This window comes from Virgibacillus salexigens, from assembly GCF_014905415.1.
Taxonomy (GTDB): Bacteria; Bacillota; Bacilli; order Bacillales; family Amphibacillaceae; genus Virgibacillus; species Virgibacillus salexigens.
Genome location: NZ_BNEO01000002.1, coordinates 697,539 through 714,574, shown reverse-complemented (window position 1 = coordinate 714,574; position 17,036 = coordinate 697,539). Strand labels below are relative to the sequence as shown.

Below are 17,036 nucleotides of genomic sequence, written 5' to 3'. Positions count from 1 at the left end.
ATGAATTACAATGCTGTAAAACAAGCAAGTACTTATCTGCAAACGAAATTAGAGGAAAAGCCCGAAATTGGATTAATTTTAGGTTCTGGTTTAGGTGTGCTTGCTGAAGAAATTGAAAATCCAGTAACTATACCTTATAAAGATATACCCGACTTTCCTGAATCAACGGTGGCTGGTCATAAAGGTCAGTTAGTTGCAGGACAATTAAAGGGGAAACAAGTAATAGCAATGCAAGGGCGTTTCCATTATTACGAAGGCTATTCCATGAAGCAAATTACGTTCCCGGTACGTGTATTAAAGGAACTTGGTATTGATTCTATTATGGTGACAAATGCAGCAGGTGGGATTAACGAGAATTTCCAAGCAGGAGATCTTATGATCATTACGGACCACATCAATAATATGGGGGACAGTCCGTTAATCGGTAAAAATGATGATCGATTAGGTGTCCGTTTTCCAGATATGTCTAATGTATATGATCAATCGTTGATTGCCCATGCGGAGGAATGTGCGAAGCAAATTCATATAAACGTACAAAAAGGGATTTATGTTGGAAATACTGGACCAGCATATGAAACGCCTGCGGAAGTGCGAATGCTTCGAACTTTAGGCGGTGATGCAGTAGGAATGTCTACTGTACCAGAAGTTATGGTAGCTGGACATGCGGGGATTCGCGTGCTAGGGATTTCCTGTATATCGAATATGGCAGCAGGAATATTAGACCAGCCTCTTACGCATGATGAAGTTATTGAAACCACAGAACAAGTAAAAGAATCGTTCTTAAAGTTTGTAAAACAAGTAATAGAAACACTACCACAAAGATAATAGGTGATAACAATGAGGATGTATGACATTATTGAAAAGAAACGAGACGGTCAAGCATTAACAACAGAGGAAATTAACTATTTTATTAATGGTTATACAAATGGAGAAATTCCTGATTATCAAGTAAGTGCATTATTAATGGCTATTTATTTTCAGGATATGAACAATGAAGAACGTGCTCAAATTACGAAAGCAATGGTTGAGTCAGGAGACCAAATAGACCTTTCTGATATTGCTGGTATTAAAGTGGATAAACATTCAACTGGTGGTGTTGGGGATACGACAACACTTATCCTTGCTCCACTAGTTGCTTCGGTAGGTGTGCCTGTAGCCAAAATGAGTGGTAGAGGATTAGGACACACTGGTGGAACAATTGATAAATTAGAGGCTGTGCCTGGATTCCATGTAGAGATCAACAACAATGAGTTTATTGATCTTGTTAATAAGAATAAAGTGGCAGTTGTTGGACAATCCGGTAATTTAACACCTGCGGATAAAAAATTGTACGGTTTAAGAGATGTTACTGCAACAGTGAATTCTATACCATTAATCGCAAGCTCCATCATGAGTAAGAAAATAGCTTCTGGGGCAGATGCGATCGTATTAGACGTGAAGACTGGTGCAGGGGCATTTATGAAAGAATTAAAAGATGCAAAGGCTTTGGCTGAAGCAATGGTTACCATTGGTAATAAAGTCGGTAGAAATACAATGGCCGTGATATCTGATATGAGTCAACCTTTGGGCAATGCTATCGGCAATGCATTAGAAGTACATGAAGCAATTCAAACATTACAAGGTAATGGGCCAGACGATTTAACAGAGCTTTGTTTAACACTTGGTAGTCAGATGGTTGTGTTAGCGAATAAGGCAGAGACGTTAGAAGAAGCAAGACTGAAATTACAAGATAATCTTAATAACGGGAAAGCACTGGAACAGTTTAAGGTATTTCTTAAATCACAAGGCGGAGATACGACAGTTGTTGATCATCCAGATTCATTACCACAAGCGACATATAAAGTAGAACTGCCAGCAAAAACTTCAGGTTCTGTAGCCAATATCATCGCAGATGATATTGGAACAGCAGCGATGATGTTAGGTGCAGGGAGAGCTACAAAAGAATCGACAATTGATCTAGCAGTTGGTATTGTCCTTCATAAAAAAATTGGTGATACAGTTGATGCTGGTGAGCCTCTGTTAACTATTCATTCGAACTCAGAGGAAGTGGAAGAAGTGAAAGAAAAACTCTATAAAAGTATTTCAATCACGAAAGAGGCAGTTGAAGCACCTACTTTAATTTATGATACAGTGACAAAATAGATTTATCTCATCCAAACGGTTTGAATGGCATTCAAACCGTTTTTTCGTTTATCAAATGCCGGGATGTTAGCCGGTGTTATCTTATCATATAGGAGTATATTTGAAGGAGGAAATGGTTATCCTAATCGTAGATAGTTTACTCACCTGAATAAGTGTAAATTCCCTTTTTATACTACTCAGTTTGCACGGGGGAAAACCTACTTCATGTGAAGGCTTATGATATAGCTTGGACTCATTTCTGGGGAGAGATCCTTATTGAATGAAGTTGCACATTAGTTTCAGTATCTATTGGAGGTAGAAGAATGAAAAAAGGTCTATTAGTTATAACCATTGTTGTCTTTTTAATGTCAAACCTTAGCTTCACTGTATATGGGGAGGAGAACAACCAAGCTGCACCCGATTCAGAAAATCTTGCTGAAAACGCAAAGTCAGCAATCCTTATGGAACGTGATACAGGGAAAGTGATTTTTAATAAAAATGAGCATGAGCAGTTATCTCCCGCTAGCATGACAAAAATAATGACCCTGCTATTAATTATGGAAGCAATTGATGAAGGGAAATTAAAATTAGATGAAACCATTCGTGTGAGTGAACGAGCTGCATCCATGGGGGGATCACAAATATTTTTAGAAGCGGGAGAAGAGATGAGTGTCAATGACTTACTGAAAGGGGTAGCAGTAGCATCAGGGAATGATGCGAGTGTTGCATTAGCAGAAAGAATTGCTGGAAGTGAAAAATCTTTTGTTAAAAGAATGAACGAAAAAGCAAAGGAACTTAATCTAAAGAATACAAAGTTTCAAAACGCAACTGGACTTCCAGCTGAAGATCATTATAGTACCGCTTACGATATGTCTGTAATGGCAAAAGAACTATTGAAGTATGAGACCATCACTAATTATACCTCCATCTACGAGGATTATTTGCGTAAAGGGGAAGATAATGAGTTTTGGCTTGTTAATACAAACCGATTAGTCAAATTTTACCCTGGAGTCGATGGATTAAAAACGGGGTACACAAATGACGCAAAATATTGTTTAACAGCCACTGCTGAAAAAGAAGATATGCGCGTGATTGCCGTTGTTATGGGCGCTGGTTCTACTAAGGATAGAAATGCTGATGTAACTCAAATGCTTGATTATGCATTCAACCATTTTCAAACCAATAAACTATTTGAAAAAGGGGATAAAATAACAGAGCTAAATATGTTAAAAGCTGAAAACAATCATCTCGATGTGGTGGCTTCCGAGTCGATAAGCACCCTTCATAAAAAGGGAGAATCCATGGATAAAGTTACTACAGAGATTAAACTACATGAAGATTATACCCTCCCTATCTCCAAAGGGGATTCAATCGGAGAATTATTGGTGAAAAATGAAGGTAAAATCATTTCTCGATCCGATTTAACAGTAGAAGAAGATGTTGAAAAAGCATCTTACCTGACATTATTCAAGCGAACCTTGCAAAGAATGGCGAAAAATGAATAATTCATGCTAATTTTTAAGAAAAAGTTCTTCTTTTGTCATGTAGCAGGAAATGACCCAGCGAATCCAGAAAGATTTATATACAGAAATGTAATAAAGGAGGAAAGGCCATGGGTCTTAGTTCAACGTTTGCTATCAAAGAAGAGGTGCTAATTGTTCGGCTTTCAGGCGAATTAGATCATCACGAAGCAGAACAATTACGGAATGAATGGAAAGAAATTATGTACAAAAACGATGTTAAACATGTGCTATTAAATCTTGAAGCAATGACCTTTATGGATAGTTCTGGATTAGGTGTTGTTCTAGGTAGGTATAAAGAAGTATTACAACTAGGCGGAGAAATGGTCGTTTGTTCCATCTCTCCACCAGTTAAACGGTTGTTTGAAATGTCAGGTTTATTTAAAATCGTGCGACTAGAGGAGAATGAGGAATTCGCATTGGAAACCTTGGGGGTGGCATCATGAAAAATGAAATGGCTGTAGCGTTTTCAAGTATCAGTGAAAACGAATCATTTGCTAGAGTTACCGTTGCTGCGTTTGTAAGTCAAGTTGATCCAACAATGGACGAGCTAACGGAAATAAAAACGGTAGTATCGGAAGCCGTTACGAATTCGATTATCCATGGCTATAATAATGAGCCTCATCATCAAGTGTATATTACTTGTACGTTAATAGATGGGGAAGTAGAGCTAACTATAAAGGATGAAGGTATTGGAATCAATGATATTAATGAAGCTCGACAACCCCTCTATACTTCCAAACCTGAACTGGAACGATCTGGTATGGGATTTACAATCATCGAAAACTTTATGGATACGGTTGAGGTCATATCTAATCCAGGAAAAGGAACAACGGTTCACATGACAAAACAACTTACTAATACGAAGACGGTGTGTTCCTAGTGAAGGGTCTTGCCTATGAATGTTAATGTGAAAGGTGATAATAAAAACGAGACGTTAACGGATGAAGAAGTAAAAGTATACATCGAAAAAAGCCAAAAGGGAGATAAAACAGCTAGAGATATATTAGTCGAAAAAAATATCCGTCTCGTTTGGTCCGTTGTGCAACGATTTATTAATAGAGGATATGACCCCGATGATTTATTCCAGATTGGAAGTATTGGATTAATTAAATCAATAGATAAGTTTGATCTATCTTATGATGTTCGCTTTTCAACTTATGCCGTACCGATGATAATCGGTGAAATTCAACGATTTATTAGAGATGATGGGACAGTAAAAGTTAGTAGATCCTTGAAGGAAACTGGTAATCGTATTCGAAAGAAAAAAGATGAGCTGACAAAAAAACTAGGAAGGTCACCAACTGTTAATGAAATTGCCAGTGAATTAGATATTTCACCTGAAGATGTTGTACACGCACAGGAAGCTGGTAAATCACCACAATCCATCCACGAGACAGTGTTCGAGAATGATGGGGATCCAATAACCTTATTGGATCAAATATCTGATCAAGACTCAAAGTGGTTTGAGAAACTTACTTTACAAGAGGCAATTCGAGGCTTAAGCGAAAGAGAAAGATTAATTGTTTACTTGCGATATTATAAGGATCAAACACAATCTGAAGTGGCTGATAGGCTAGGTATCTCTCAAGTTCAAGTTTCTAGATTAGAAAAAAAGATACTGCAAGAGATGAAAATCAATATAGATTCATAAAAATCATCACCTTGGTGATGATTTTTTTCGTTATGTTTGAAGTGGATGGCATTGTCGGTTAATCGGGGTGTGTTTCTGTGGTAATAGTATGAGATTGCTGAGACGAATTTTAGTTATGTCCAGCCCCAATATACTCGAACATGCTGCCAATTGTCTTGTAGGAAAGATTTCTTCGAAACGAAAGTATAGAATTCGTGATAATTAATGGATATTTGGCAAATACTATTTGATACATAAATTGTTTGAGGAGAATCATTATGGCTGAACAAGTTTATTTACGTATGAAAAAGAATATAGAGCTATCTGGATACCAAGAAATCAAATTAAAGGATATTGCTTTTATTTCAACTAACGGAAATGTCAAAAGGAGATTAGAAAACACGCCGATTTATCATGTAACCAAAAAAGATAAAAATATTATCATTATCGATAGCTTTTTGATTATCGATCACTTAATAAAGGATTATGCTGATTTAGAATTTCAATTAATCGGCCCGACGCAGACGATTATTCGGGTACAACCAAAAAAGAAATCCCCTTCTTTATTATTATCGATTGGCGTATGGATTTTATTATTTGTTGGTACTGCTATGACAATTATGAACTTTCATTATGATGTAAGTATGCAAGAAGTACAGCAAAAGATTCATTATTTATTAACAGGTGAAGTAAAAGAGTTTCCACTTTGGATTCAAATACCGTATTCATTTGGACTAGGTGTCGGTATGTTATTGTTTTTTAATCATTGGTTTAATAAACGATTTAACGAAGAACCAAGCCCCTTAGAAGTTGAGATTTATAATTATCAGCAAGACCTAGATAATTATGTCATTCAATACGAGAATAAATTAAACGATGCCAATACTTCTAAGTAACTTCATTGAGGTTATCATTGGTTTTTCTGCAGGTATTGCTGTAGGGGCTGGTTACGTTGCTTTTATCACGGTGCTAGGGATTGTTCCCAGGCTAATCCAATTAAGCAAAACAGAGATGTTTTTAAATATATATACTGCTTGCATTCTGTTCGCGAGTATCTTTGGGACGTATTTATCGTTTACCAATTCAACATGGAATTATTCGGTGATTTTTCTCGCCATTTGGGGATTATTACAGGGAATATTTAATGGCATGCTTGCAGCGGCACTAACAGAAGTATTAAATGTTTTTCCGATTCTTTACAAGCGAATAGGAGTGGACAAACATATGCTTTGGCTGTTGATGGCGATTGTATTTGGTAAAATAGCTGGTTCATTATTTCAATGGATATACTTTGTTAAACAATGAGAGTGGAGGGATACATATGAAAAAGAAAGAACATGACCAAAAAATCCATGTCTCTCCTAATATTAAAGAAACAGAAAAATATATGGAGAAACGATTGGGCATTGGAGTCTCATTTGATTTGGGATTTCGTGAAGTTGTGTTGTTAAAGCGTAAAGTTCAAGTATATTATGTGACCGGGTTATGTGATTCCATTATTATTCAGGATTTACTTAAAGAACTGGTTAATTTGAATGACCACGAGTCAAACAGCAAAAAACTTCCAGAGATCATTGAAAATCGGCTGCTTCATCAGCAGGTGGAAAAAGCAAAAACAATGGATGAATCAATTGATCAAATGCTGTCAGGTCTCATTGTTCTTTTTGTTGATGGAGAGAAGTATGCATTTATCATCGACGTTAGGAATTATCCAGGCAGGACACCTGAAGAACCTGATACTGAACGTGTTGTTCGAGGTTCCCGTGATGGGTATACAGAAAATATCATTGAAAATACAGCACTAACTAGAAGAAGGATTCGTGATCCACGTTTACGAAATGAAATGCTAAAGGTTGGTGAGCGATCAAAGACAGACGTATGTCTCAGCTACATTGATGATGTGGCAGATGAAGGTTTAATCAATCTTATTAAAGACAGGGTTGAACAAATTGAAATTGATGGCCTCTCGATGGCTGATAAAACAATTGATGAATTTATTATTAATCGCAAATGGATTCCGTTTCCACTAGTACGATATACTGAAAGGCCCGATGTTGCAGCCAACCATTTATTAGAAGGGCATGTATTAATAACAGTAGATACGTCCCCAAGTGTGATTATTTTACCGACTACTTTATTTCACCATTTACAGCATGCAGAGGAATATCGGCAAACACCAGCAATTGGTACTTTTATACGTTGGATTCGATTTCTAGCTGTTTTCGCTTCGATGTACTTGCTTCCATTATGGTTACTGTTTGTAATGGAACCAAATTTATTGCCGAAAGAATTAGCGTTTATTGGACCAAATGAAGACGGTAATATTTCGATTCCGATCCAAATCATAATGGCAATTGTCGGAATTGAGTTTTTAAGGATGGCTGCTATTCATACACCGACACCCTTATCAACTTCGATGGGGCTTATCGCAGCTGTGCTTATTGGTCAAATTGCAATCGATGTTGGTATGTTTAGTCCAGAAGTAATCTTATATGTGTCCATTAGTGCAGTGGGTACATATGTTACTCCAAGTTATGAGTTGAGTGTTTCGAATAAGATAGTTAATATTTTATTTGTTATTATTACTGGGTTATATGGGCTTTACGGATTTATCGGCATGTTCTTAGTACACCTCTTGGGTTTAGCAAGCTTAAAGTCATTAAGAACTCCTTACCTATGGCCATTTATACCATTTAACCCTAGAGCGATGCTGCATACGTTGGTAAGGATTCCGATGCCATTCACGAATAGTCGTCCGAGTATAGTGCATCCCAAGAATAATTACCGACAGCCTGAAAAAAATAATAACTAAGAGCTACTACTAAGGTTAGCTCTTTTCTTTTGTACAGCAATATGATAAAGTTTTAAAATATAATTGCGAAAGAATTGCTTGGAGGACATATACCATGATAATTGATAACCACCCATTTCAAGTTAATCAGCATGGACATTTGGAAATTGGTGGGGTGGATAGTATAGATCTTGTAAATAAATACGGTACCCCACTTTATGTTTATGATGTACATATTATAAGAGAGAATTGTCGCGCGTTTATTGAGACGTTTAAAGAATTGAATGTACCTGCTAAAGTAGCCTATGCCAGCAAAGCTTTTTCAACGGTAGCTATGTTACAAGTGATGAAACAAGAAGGTATGTGCTTGGATGTTGTCTCTGAAGGTGAGTTATTTACCGCGTTACAGGCGGATTTTCCAACTGAAAACATACACTTACATGGAAATAATAAAAGTATGAATGAATTACGGATGGCAATTGATCATAATATTGGCTGTATTGTGGTAGATAATTTTAGAGAAATAGAGCTTGTCGCTGAATTATTACAAGAACAAGACAAGCAGATGGATGTACTCATGCGTGTTACTCCAGGAATTGAGTCTAAAACACATCAATATATTATGACTGGGAATGAAGATTCTAAGTTTGGCTTTAATCTAACAAACGGACAGGCAGAGCAAGCATTTCAACAATTATTTCAACATTCTCACATACAGTTCAAAGGGTTACATTGTCATATTGGTTCCCAAATCTTTGAAACAGATCGTTTTTTAATTGCTACAGAAGTATTATTTCAAGAGCTTAAAAAATGGAAAGATACGTATCAATTTATTCCAGAAGTATTGAATTTAGGGGGCGGATATGGAATTCGCTATACTTCACAGGACGCACCAATACCATATGCAGTTTACGTTAAGGAACTCGTAAATGAGGTAAAGAAACAGGTGGAAGCATTAGCTATTCCAATGCCAGAAATATGGTTAGAACCTGGCCGAGCTATTGCGGGGAATGCGGGTATTACACTTTATACAGTTGGGGCTATTAAGCAGATCCCAGGAATCAGGAATTATATAGCAGTTGATGGAGGAATGACCGATAATTTAAGGCCTGCATTATATCAGGCAAAATACGAGGCAATCCTTGCAAACAAAGCAAATCAAGCTCCAGATAGTGAAGTCTCAGTAGCAGGCAAGTGTTGTGAATCTGGTGACATGCTAATTTGGGATCTCCCGCTCCCGCAAGTACATTCGAATGATATATTAGCTGTTTTTTCTACAGGAGCCTATGGTTATTCGATGGCTAACCACTATAATCGGATTGCAAAACCTGCGATCGTGTTTATTGAAGATGGTGAGGATAAGTTAGTATTAAAACGGGAAACATATCAGGACATTACGCGGAATGATTTGAGTTATGAATAACGACCGATAGTAACAATTCTTTTCTTCGTTGAAATTAAATGATAAAATAAACGATAGTCTAATAGAAAAAGGTGATTAATAGCATGGCAAAAAAAGGGTATATTTTAATGGAAAATGATAATAAAATTGAATTTGATCTTTTTGAAGAAGCAGCTCCGAATACAGTTGCCAACTTCGAAAAGCTAGCAAATGAAGGTTTTTATAATGGATTGACGTTTCATCGCGTGATCCCTGGGTTTGTTAGTCAAGGTGGATGCCCAGTTGGAAATGGAACGGGTTCAGCGGGTTATACCATCGATTGTGAAACAGAAGGAAATCCACATAAACATCAAGAGGGATCGCTATCAATGGCACATGCCGGAAAAAATACTGGAAGTTGCCAATTTTTCATTGTACATGAATCTCAACCTCATCTAAATGGTGTCCATACCGTATTCGGGCAGGTTACTTCAGGAATTGAATTTGCTAAATCCATGCAAAATGGGGATGTTATGAAAGAAGTAAACATTTATCCTGCATAAGCATGCTTTGTTTTCTTGAAGGATGACGACGTATATGGAATTCGTAAAGCTTGTATATTTATTATTGTTAGTAGCTCCAGTAAGTATATTCATACATGAATTTGGCCATGCTATTGCTGCATGGCTCATTGGAGCAGATCGAATCTACATATCTATTGGGGTTGGAAAAAAAGGAAAAACCGTTATAGTGGGTAAGGTCCACATGATAATTTATCCGTTGTTCTTTTTGGGAGGAGTTGCAACAAGTGAGAGACAACCTTGCTACACTCGTTTAGAAATAATCTTCATTTCCATATTTGGACCATTTGTGAGTGGCGTCGTCGTCATTATCTGTTGGTTTTTCTATCAAATGAATGCTAACTCATTAATTCAGTTATTTTTGCTATTTAATGCTTGGTTATCTATTATTAATCTGATACCATTTCGCTATCAAGGGAAAAGAACAGACGGATATGTCGTTTTTAACTTATTATTAAAGCAAATAAAAGGTAATTGAACCATGTTGTATCTATAAAAAAGCTAAATTTGACAAACTAGATAAAACATGCATAAATATAATTACAAACTCCAAAAGTAGCTAATTTGATAATACATTAAATGATTAAACGAACATCAAATGAATTCAAGCTTTCGATGTATACGTAAGTTATTACGTTAATGAGGGGTATTTATGTTAATTCGCTATAAGAAGAATCAAGAAAAAATCGCAATGGGTTTATTATCTTTTATGCCAGAAGAAAAAGATGTAAAGAAATTGCAACAAACGATAAAAGAATATGAAACGAATCCAGATTGGCATCTATATTTGTGGAAAGAAGAAGATATACTTGGTGCTGTCGGGGTAAGGATAGAAGATGAAATAAATGCTGTTATTCAGCATGTTTCCGTAAATCCTTCTCATCGTAATCTCGGAATTGGCAAAAAAATGGTCAATGAAATTGAGAGGCTTTATCATAACAAATATGCTGTTTGTGCAAGTGATAAAATTCAGCAATTTTATATGAAATGCGATGGTGATTCAAAGGAAGAGAAGGAAAACGATGAATAAAAAGCCAGCCCTCTTAAGGGCCGGCTTTTATTTTCGTGCTGCTCCATGTAATCAATGACTTAGAGCCAAGCAGCACCGACAATAATTAATAAAATGAACAATACTACGATTAACGCGAAACCTCCGCCGTAACCATATCCACCACTCATGATGAAATACCTCCTTTTTCTTCTTTGCCTAAATGTCTTTAATAACATTTATCTTACAGTAATAACGTATGACGGGATATTCAATCGTGTATGGGCGTTTATAATTATTGCACTAATTTTTAGAAGGAAAGGGACGAAATAAATTGAATCAAGCATATCAGGTGAAATTAGATGCGTTCGAAGGACCGCTTGATTTACTGCTCCATTTAATTAATCAATACGAAATTGATATTTATGATATTCCTGTAGCACAAATCACAGAACAATACATGAATTATATTCACACCATGCATCAGCTTGAGTTAAATGTAGCAAGCGAATATCTTGTAATGGCGGCAACGCTGGTGGAAATTAAAAGCCAAATGCTACTGCCAAAACCGGAGATAGATGACGAAGTTGAAGAATATATGGAGGATCCTCGTGAAGAATTAATGTATCGATTAATTGAATATAGAAAATATAAAGAAGCTGCTGCACAATTACAGGAAAAAGAAAGAGAGGCTAATCAACTGTATACAAGGCCACCTGCAAACTTTGATAACTACCTAAGTGAGACAACAACGGTTGTCCAAGGCGATTTATCTGTATATGATATGATTAATGCTCTAGGAAAAATGTTTGAACGTAAGAAATGGAATACTCCTTTAGATACGAAGATTAAGCGTATGGAAGTATCTATAGAACAACGTATGAAAGAAGTACTTGAAGTTGTTAATCTGTCAGATGAAGGAATATTATTTGATCACTTATTTACGACGCAAACTAGATCCCATATTGTAGTAACCTTCATATCATTATTAGAATTAATGAAAAATAATCAAGTTTATTGTAAACAAGAAAAACAATTGGATGCATTATATGTGTTTCGTATGGAGGAATAAGGGTGGAAATATCAAAATTAAAAGCGATTGTAGAAGGATTATTGTTTGCTTCCGGAAATGAAGGGATTACCATAAAACAGCTTTCAAAAATAATGGAAGTAACGGAAGCAACAATTGAACATTTAATGGAAGAATTAAAATATGATTATGAAAGCACAGACCGTGGTATCATGCTAATGCAAGCACATGAAGTATTCCATTTGACAACAAAACCAGAACATAGCGAATATTATAAAAGATTATTAGAAACACCTCAAACATCACGAATGTCTCAAGCTGCTCTTGAAACATTAGCAATTATCGCTTATCAGCAACCAATTACGAGAACAGAGATTGAAGATATTCGGGGTGTTAAGAGTGATCGCCCTGTTCAAACGCTCCTTTCCCGATTATTAATCGAAGAAGTTGGTAGAAAAGATACGGTAGGTAAACCGATGCTTTTCGCTACCACAAAAGAATTTTTAACATACTTCGGACTAACTTCTCTCGAAGATTTGCCTCCTCTACCTGAAAATCCAGAAACTGAAGGAGAACTGGAGTCAGAGGCAGATTTGTTTTTTGAACGATTTAGTGAAAATATAAATGAAAATGAACCGAAGTAAAGCTGGCAAACCGCCAGTTTTTTTAATTATGTCTTTTTAAACCACAGGCTCTGTTTGTGTGAAAATAAACCTTTAGGGGATGTAAAACAACTAATCCCAACGGCGTCGAGTGAAATCGTTTGGATTACTATAGGAACAAGATACTTTTGTACGAATGTAGCCTTTCTAAACGGGTTCTCGTGTCGTTTGCGCATGAAGAAAGCATAGGACTACATTTTTTTGATTCACATCAACCCGATATAGGCATATGCTACCTTGAGGTGATGATATGGATCGTTCGGTTAATGAATACCTAGATAATCTTATCCAATGGGGAAATCAAGCACGAGCCACAATCGAAAAATCAGAGATTGAAAATCAAGAACAACTGTTAAGTCAGCTGGATAATTGGCAACATGATGTGAATCAATTGAAACAAATGCAGCAATTACGATCAGCAGAAAAATTGACTACTGTTCATAATGAAGGCGAAAGAATCTTATATCAGATCCATCAATCGCAACATAAAGGCTCTAAGGAGGATAGTATTGATTATGGACAGCATAAGCTGCCTCCATTACCATATGCATACAATGCGCTGGAACCTTACATCAGTGAAGAAATTATGCGTTTACATCATGATGTCCATCATCAAGGGTATGTAGATGGTTTAAATAAAGCAGAAAAAGAACTGTACGGAAAAAAGCTAAATAAGGATCTCATAAAATATTGGTTAAGAGAACAAGCATTTCATGGCTCTGGTCACCAATTGCATACGATATTTTGGTTTAATATGACACCTGATGCAGCAAAACGACCTTCTGGTATATTATTACAAACGATAGAATCAGACTTTGGATCATGGCATCGATTTAAAGCATTATTTACTGCTACAGCTAACTCTGTCGAAGGCGATGGTTGGGCTATCCTATTTTGGAATCCTAGAAATGGAAAATTAGGCGTACAATCATTTGAAAAACATCAATTATTCCAAATAGCTGACATTATACCTCTTCTCGTTTTAGATGTATGGGAACATGCGTATTATTTACAATATAAAACAGATAAAAAAGTATATGTTGATAATTGGTGGAATGTCGTAAATTGGAAAGATGTAGCTAATCGACTCAATAAAGCAATGAAAGTAAAGTGGGAATTATATTAATAAGGCAGGTTATTCTGCCTGTCTTATTAATTTGTCTGCGATCTATCTCTATTGATAGCGTACTTTTTGTTCATATCTTGTTTGTACATGCATAAACTATACAGACAACACCAATGTAGGAGGAACCTGCTCATGCGTATTGCAATTGTCTGTATCGCTATTTTTATATTTTCATTGATTTTCCCTTCCATAGGACAAGCTGATCCCCAGGTTTCGGGGCGTAATGCAGTTTTGATAGAACAATCAACTGGTCGAGTATTATTTGAAAAACAAGCTCATGATAAAGAATCGATTGCCAGTATTACAAAGATTATGACGGCAATAATTGCGATAGAGTCTGGTAAAATGCAAGAAAAAGCGAAGGCTAGTCGAAAAGCAATCTATACGGAAGGTTCTTCTATTTATCTAGAGCAGGGTGAGAAAATGACTATTAAAGATCTTGTTTATGGATTGATGCTACGCTCTGGAAATGATGCGGCAGTTGCTATAAGTGAACATATTGGTGGAAGTGAAGAAGGGTTCGTTTATTTAATGAATCAAAAAGCAAAATGGCTTGGAATGGATAATACACACTTTGATAATCCACATGGACTAGATTCAGAGAATCATTACTCGACAGCGTATGATATGGCAATATTAATGAGTTATGCCATGAAAAACGAAACATTTCAAGATATAACCGGTTCGCAAACCTATTTATCTGAAAATAGAACATATAGTTGGAAAAACAAAAACAAACTCCTTACACAATTTTATGAATATTGCACAGGTGGTAAAACAGGTTACACGAAGAAAACTGGAAGAACGTTGGTTTCTTCTGCGCAGAAGGACGGGATGAATCTAATCGCTGTAACATTAGACGCTCCGGACGATTGGAGAGATCATATTTCCATGTTTGAGTGGGGATTTGACAATTATAATATGGAAACAATTGCTGAGGAAGAACCGATTTCCTATCGATTTTCGCAAGACACAGAAGCAAAATCTGGATATATACAACATGAGATAACATACCCATTACGTGATGAAGAAGTCTCCCAAGTTACGAACCAACTCTATATTTTAGAAAATGCCAAGCAAAGGGAAGAGCAAATAATTGGAAAAAACGTTTTTTATTTAAATGGAAAGCAAATTGCTGAAACAAACATCTTGCAGGAAGATCATGGGCAGGATATAAATCATCAATCGATTATTGAATCGTTCCTATCTGCATTACAAGAAGTTACTGGCGTGAGTGCAACATGGTAAATATTATTTGGGCAGGAATGGCCGCTATTGGAATTATATATGCCATGATTAATGGAACAATGGACAAGGTCAACGAAGCTATATTCGAGAGTGCAAATGAAGCGGTAACACTGACAATAGGATTAATTAGTGTACTGGTATTCTGGCTAGGAATCATGAAGATTGCTGAAAAGGCAGGTATCTTAGAATTATTAGCGAAATTATTTCGTCCCGTTGTAGTCCGTCTCTTTCCCGATATTCCAAAAGACCACCCAGCAATAGGATATATATTATCTAATATTACTGCAAATATATTTGGCTTAGGTAATGCTGCTACACCGATGGGGATTAAAGCGATGGAGCAAATGAAACAAATAAGTGGAGGAGATACTGCATCACGATCAATGATTACATTTTTAGCTTTGAATACTTCTAGTCTAACGTTAATCCCCACAACGGTTATTGCAATTCGGATGCAGTATGATTCTGCCTCACCTACTGAAATTGTCGGTGCAACGATACTAGCGACGCTCATTTCCTCCATTAGTGCAATTCTAATTGATCGATTTTTCTATTATCATAGCAGGCGGAGGATTTAACTTATGGGATTTATAACTTCAATGAGTATTTGGTTAATACCTTGTTTCATTTTAGTTGTGTTAATTACTGCAACCGTTAAACGAGTACCATCCTATGAATTGTTTGTTGAAGGGGGGAAGGAAGGAGTCAAAATGGCCTTTTCTTTACTTCCCTTTTTAGTAGGTATGATTGTATCTATATCGATTTTACGAAGTTCTGGAGCATTAGATGCGTTTATAAATCTTATTTCACCATTTTTATCGTTTATAGGAATACCGCCTGATATTATTCCGCTGGCTATTGTACGACCAATATCCGGTACAGCAGCTTTAGGGATGACAACGGAGCTAATTGATGCATATGGCCCTGACTCATTTATTGGAAGATTAGCTTCTGTAATGCAAGGGAGTACGGATACCACTCTGTATATATTAACGGTTTATTTTGGAGCAATTGGAATTAGAAAAATGGGATATGCATTGAAAGTTGGACTATTAGCTGATTTAGTTGGTATAATAGCTTCAATCGTAATTGTATCCATATTATTTGGATAAGACTTTAAACTAGCGTTAACAGAGAGTTAACGCTATTATTATGGTTGAAAATATAAAGGTAATGGTGATAATAATGAACACACAAGAACGTTTACAAAAAGTAATAGCACAAAGTGGAATAACTTCACGACGGAAAGCAGAAAAACTAATTCAAGATGGAAAAGTAAAAGTTAATCAGAAGGTAATCACTACATTGGGAACGAAGGTTAACCCGGATGATCAAATTGAGGTAGACGGTGTTCCTTTAGAAAAAGAAACCCCTGTTTATTTTATGCTTTATAAACCAAGAGGAGTTATTTCCAGTTTATCTGATGATAAAGGCAGAAAAGTTGTAACTGATTTACTCGGTGAGATCGAGGAACGTGTTTTTCCTATCGGAAGATTAGATTATGATACATCTGGCATACTGATACTAACGAATGATGGTGAATTTGCAAACCTTTTAATGCATCCACGATATCAAGTAGATAAAGTATATGTTGCAAAGATTAAAGGTACCCCGGAAAAGAGTGAATTGAATCAACTAAGAAAAGGGGTTCGATCCGATAATGACCTATTAAAGGCAGTTAATTACCGTATATTGTCTACGGATAAGAAAAAGAATCATACGATTTTGCAGCTGACATTACGAGAAGGAAAAAACCGTCATGTAAGAAGAATGATGGATGGATTAGGGTATCCAGTCATGAAATTAAAAAGAGAAAAATACGGTATGCTAACATTGGATGGGTTGAATTCAGGGGAGTATCGACCATTAACACCAAAAGAAGTGAAACAGATGCGAAATATGGCAACTAAAATTGTTGAAGAATAGTCAAAATTACATGAAAATCTTAATGGTAT

Annotated in this window: 21 protein-coding genes; 20 read left to right on the top strand and 1 reads right to left on the bottom strand. The window is 36.2% G+C overall.

All coding sequences use genetic code 11. From position 1 onward, the window contains the following. From JKP73_RS11315 to JKP73_RS11255, 13 genes are all read left to right on the top strand, one after another. A complete protein-coding gene (locus JKP73_RS11315) occupies positions 1–825 on the top strand; it encodes a purine-nucleoside phosphorylase (RefSeq protein ID WP_160807158.1) in 825 nt (274 codons plus the stop codon). 12 nt (positions 826–837) lie between these two features. Continuing rightward, a complete protein-coding gene (locus JKP73_RS11310; RefSeq protein WP_031335516.1) occupies positions 838–2,142 on the top strand; it encodes a pyrimidine-nucleoside phosphorylase in 1,305 nt (434 codons plus the stop codon). 302 nt (positions 2,143–2,444) lie between these two features. Then, positions 2,445–3,626: a D-alanyl-D-alanine carboxypeptidase family protein gene (locus JKP73_RS11305; RefSeq protein ID WP_021291204.1), complete on the top strand. Its 1,182-nt coding sequence runs from the start codon at positions 2,445–2,447 to the stop codon at positions 3,624–3,626. Positions 3,627–3,733: 107 nt separating this feature from the next. Further along, positions 3,734–4,087: an anti-sigma F factor antagonist gene (gene spoIIAA / locus JKP73_RS11300; protein WP_021291205.1), complete on the top strand. Its 354-nt coding sequence runs from the start codon at positions 3,734–3,736 to the stop codon at positions 4,085–4,087. Beyond that, positions 4,084–4,524, top strand: a complete 441-nt coding sequence (spoIIAB, locus tag JKP73_RS11295; protein ID WP_021291206.1) for an anti-sigma F factor — start codon at positions 4,084–4,086, stop codon at positions 4,522–4,524. The genes spoIIAA and spoIIAB overlap by 4 nt, the downstream gene beginning before the upstream one ends. A 15-nt stretch (positions 4,525–4,539) precedes the next feature. Beyond that, a complete protein-coding gene (gene sigF / locus JKP73_RS11290; protein ID WP_021291207.1) occupies positions 4,540–5,295 on the top strand; it encodes an RNA polymerase sporulation sigma factor SigF in 756 nt (251 codons plus the stop codon). 257 nt (positions 5,296–5,552) lie between these two features. Continuing rightward, positions 5,553–6,170: a stage V sporulation protein AA gene (locus tag JKP73_RS11285; protein ID WP_021291208.1), complete on the top strand. Its 618-nt coding sequence runs from the start codon at positions 5,553–5,555 to the stop codon at positions 6,168–6,170. Continuing rightward, entirely contained in the window at positions 6,151–6,579 is a 429-nt protein-coding gene (locus tag JKP73_RS11280) for a stage V sporulation protein AB (RefSeq protein ID WP_021291209.1), read from the top strand. The genes JKP73_RS11285 and JKP73_RS11280 overlap by 20 nt, the downstream gene beginning before the upstream one ends. A gap of 16 nt (positions 6,580–6,595) precedes the next feature. Continuing rightward, positions 6,596–8,086, top strand: coding sequence for a spore germination protein (locus JKP73_RS11275; protein WP_200411237.1), 1,491 nt, complete (start codon positions 6,596–6,598; stop codon positions 8,084–8,086). Between the two features lie 94 nt (positions 8,087–8,180). Beyond that, positions 8,181–9,488 (top strand): diaminopimelate decarboxylase, encoded by a 1,308-nt coding sequence (lysA, locus tag JKP73_RS11270; protein WP_021291211.1) that lies wholly within the window; start codon positions 8,181–8,183, stop codon positions 9,486–9,488. Between the two features lie 83 nt (positions 9,489–9,571). After that, complete coding sequence (locus JKP73_RS11265; RefSeq protein ID WP_021291212.1) at positions 9,572–10,009, top strand: peptidylprolyl isomerase; 438 nt, start codon at positions 9,572–9,574, stop codon at positions 10,007–10,009. Positions 10,010–10,043: 34 nt separating this feature from the next. After that, the gene (locus tag JKP73_RS11260; RefSeq protein ID WP_021291213.1) at positions 10,044–10,505 is read left to right on the top strand and encodes a M50 family metallopeptidase; all 462 of its coding nucleotides are present in this window, start codon (positions 10,044–10,046) and stop codon (positions 10,503–10,505) included. Between the two features lie 174 nt (positions 10,506–10,679). Continuing rightward, positions 10,680–11,057, top strand: a complete 378-nt coding sequence (locus JKP73_RS11255; RefSeq protein WP_200411236.1) for a GNAT family N-acetyltransferase — start codon at positions 10,680–10,682, stop codon at positions 11,055–11,057. Positions 11,058–11,116: 59 nt separating this feature from the next. On the opposite strand, the gene JKP73_RS11250 is transcribed toward JKP73_RS11255, so the two are convergent. After that, entirely contained in the window at positions 11,117–11,206 is a 90-nt protein-coding gene (locus tag JKP73_RS11250) for a YjcZ family sporulation protein (protein WP_021291215.1), read from the bottom strand. Between the two features lie 143 nt (positions 11,207–11,349). Here JKP73_RS11250 and JKP73_RS11245 point away from each other — a divergent pair, with 143 nt between their 5' ends. The 7 genes from JKP73_RS11245 to JKP73_RS11215 all read left to right on the top strand — a co-directional run bounded on the left by JKP73_RS11245 (position 11,350) and on the right by JKP73_RS11215 (position 17,007). After that, positions 11,350–12,087: a segregation/condensation protein A gene (locus JKP73_RS11245; protein ID WP_021291216.1), complete on the top strand. Its 738-nt coding sequence runs from the start codon at positions 11,350–11,352 to the stop codon at positions 12,085–12,087. Positions 12,088–12,089: 2 nt separating this feature from the next. After that, entirely contained in the window at positions 12,090–12,689 is a 600-nt protein-coding gene (gene scpB, locus JKP73_RS11240; protein ID WP_200411235.1) for an SMC-Scp complex subunit ScpB, read from the top strand. A 268-nt stretch (positions 12,690–12,957) separates the two neighbouring features. Then, entirely contained in the window at positions 12,958–13,833 is an 876-nt protein-coding gene (locus tag JKP73_RS11235) for a superoxide dismutase (protein WP_200411234.1), read from the top strand. Positions 13,834–13,965: 132 nt separating this feature from the next. Continuing rightward, positions 13,966–15,081, top strand: coding sequence for a D-alanyl-D-alanine carboxypeptidase family protein (locus JKP73_RS11230; protein WP_021291219.1), 1,116 nt, complete (start codon positions 13,966–13,968; stop codon positions 15,079–15,081). Beyond that, positions 15,075–15,659, top strand: a complete 585-nt coding sequence (locus JKP73_RS11225) for a nucleoside recognition domain-containing protein (RefSeq protein ID WP_021291220.1) — start codon at positions 15,075–15,077, stop codon at positions 15,657–15,659. Before JKP73_RS11230 ends, JKP73_RS11225 begins: the two co-directional genes overlap by 7 nt. A gap of 3 nt (positions 15,660–15,662) precedes the next feature. After that, on the top strand, positions 15,663–16,193 hold the full coding sequence (locus JKP73_RS11220; RefSeq protein WP_021291221.1) for a spore maturation protein: 531 nt from the start codon (positions 15,663–15,665) through the stop codon (positions 16,191–16,193). A gap of 73 nt (positions 16,194–16,266) precedes the next feature. Continuing rightward, entirely contained in the window at positions 16,267–17,007 is a 741-nt protein-coding gene (locus tag JKP73_RS11215; RefSeq protein ID WP_232620888.1) for a pseudouridine synthase, read from the top strand. Positions 17,008–17,036: the final 29 nt, after the last annotated feature.

Bases quoted from the DNA above. Each gene is read 5' to 3' on its own strand.
- JKP73_RS11260 (WP_021291213.1), top strand. From the start codon at position 10,044: ATGGAATTCGTAAAGCTTGTATATTTATTATTGTTAGTAGCTCCAGTA.
- sigF (WP_021291207.1), top strand. From the start codon at position 4,540: ATGAATGTTAATGTGAAAGGTGATAATAAAAACGAGACGTTAACGGAT.
- JKP73_RS11235 (WP_200411234.1), top strand. From the start codon at position 12,958: ATGGATCGTTCGGTTAATGAATACCTAGATAATCTTATCCAATGGGGA.
- JKP73_RS11310 (WP_031335516.1), top strand. From the start codon at position 838: ATGAGGATGTATGACATTATTGAAAAGAAACGAGACGGTCAAGCATTA.
- spoIIAB (WP_021291206.1), top strand. From the start codon at position 4,084: ATGAAAAATGAAATGGCTGTAGCGTTTTCAAGTATCAGTGAAAACGAA.
- JKP73_RS11280 (WP_021291209.1), top strand. From the start codon at position 6,151: ATGCCAATACTTCTAAGTAACTTCATTGAGGTTATCATTGGTTTTTCT.
- lysA (WP_021291211.1), top strand. From the start codon at position 8,181: ATGATAATTGATAACCACCCATTTCAAGTTAATCAGCATGGACATTTG.
- JKP73_RS11265 (WP_021291212.1), top strand. From the start codon at position 9,572: ATGGCAAAAAAAGGGTATATTTTAATGGAAAATGATAATAAAATTGAA.
- JKP73_RS11285 (WP_021291208.1), top strand. From the start codon at position 5,553: ATGGCTGAACAAGTTTATTTACGTATGAAAAAGAATATAGAGCTATCT.
- JKP73_RS11305 (WP_021291204.1), top strand. From the start codon at position 2,445: ATGAAAAAAGGTCTATTAGTTATAACCATTGTTGTCTTTTTAATGTCA.
- JKP73_RS11225 (WP_021291220.1), top strand. From the start codon at position 15,075: ATGGTAAATATTATTTGGGCAGGAATGGCCGCTATTGGAATTATATAT.
- JKP73_RS11275 (WP_200411237.1), top strand. From the start codon at position 6,596: ATGAAAAAGAAAGAACATGACCAAAAAATCCATGTCTCTCCTAATATT.
- JKP73_RS11315 (WP_160807158.1), top strand. From the start codon at position 1: ATGAATTACAATGCTGTAAAACAAGCAAGTACTTATCTGCAAACGAAA.
- JKP73_RS11250 (WP_021291215.1), bottom strand. From the start codon at position 11,206: ATGAGTGGTGGATATGGTTACGGCGGAGGTTTCGCGTTAATCGTAGTA.
- JKP73_RS11230 (WP_021291219.1), top strand. From the start codon at position 13,966: ATGCGTATTGCAATTGTCTGTATCGCTATTTTTATATTTTCATTGATT.
- spoIIAA (WP_021291205.1), top strand. From the start codon at position 3,734: ATGGGTCTTAGTTCAACGTTTGCTATCAAAGAAGAGGTGCTAATTGTT.
- JKP73_RS11220 (WP_021291221.1), top strand. From the start codon at position 15,663: ATGGGATTTATAACTTCAATGAGTATTTGGTTAATACCTTGTTTCATT.
- JKP73_RS11215 (WP_232620888.1), top strand. From the start codon at position 16,267: ATGAACACACAAGAACGTTTACAAAAAGTAATAGCACAAAGTGGAATA.
- JKP73_RS11255 (WP_200411236.1), top strand. From the start codon at position 10,680: ATGTTAATTCGCTATAAGAAGAATCAAGAAAAAATCGCAATGGGTTTA.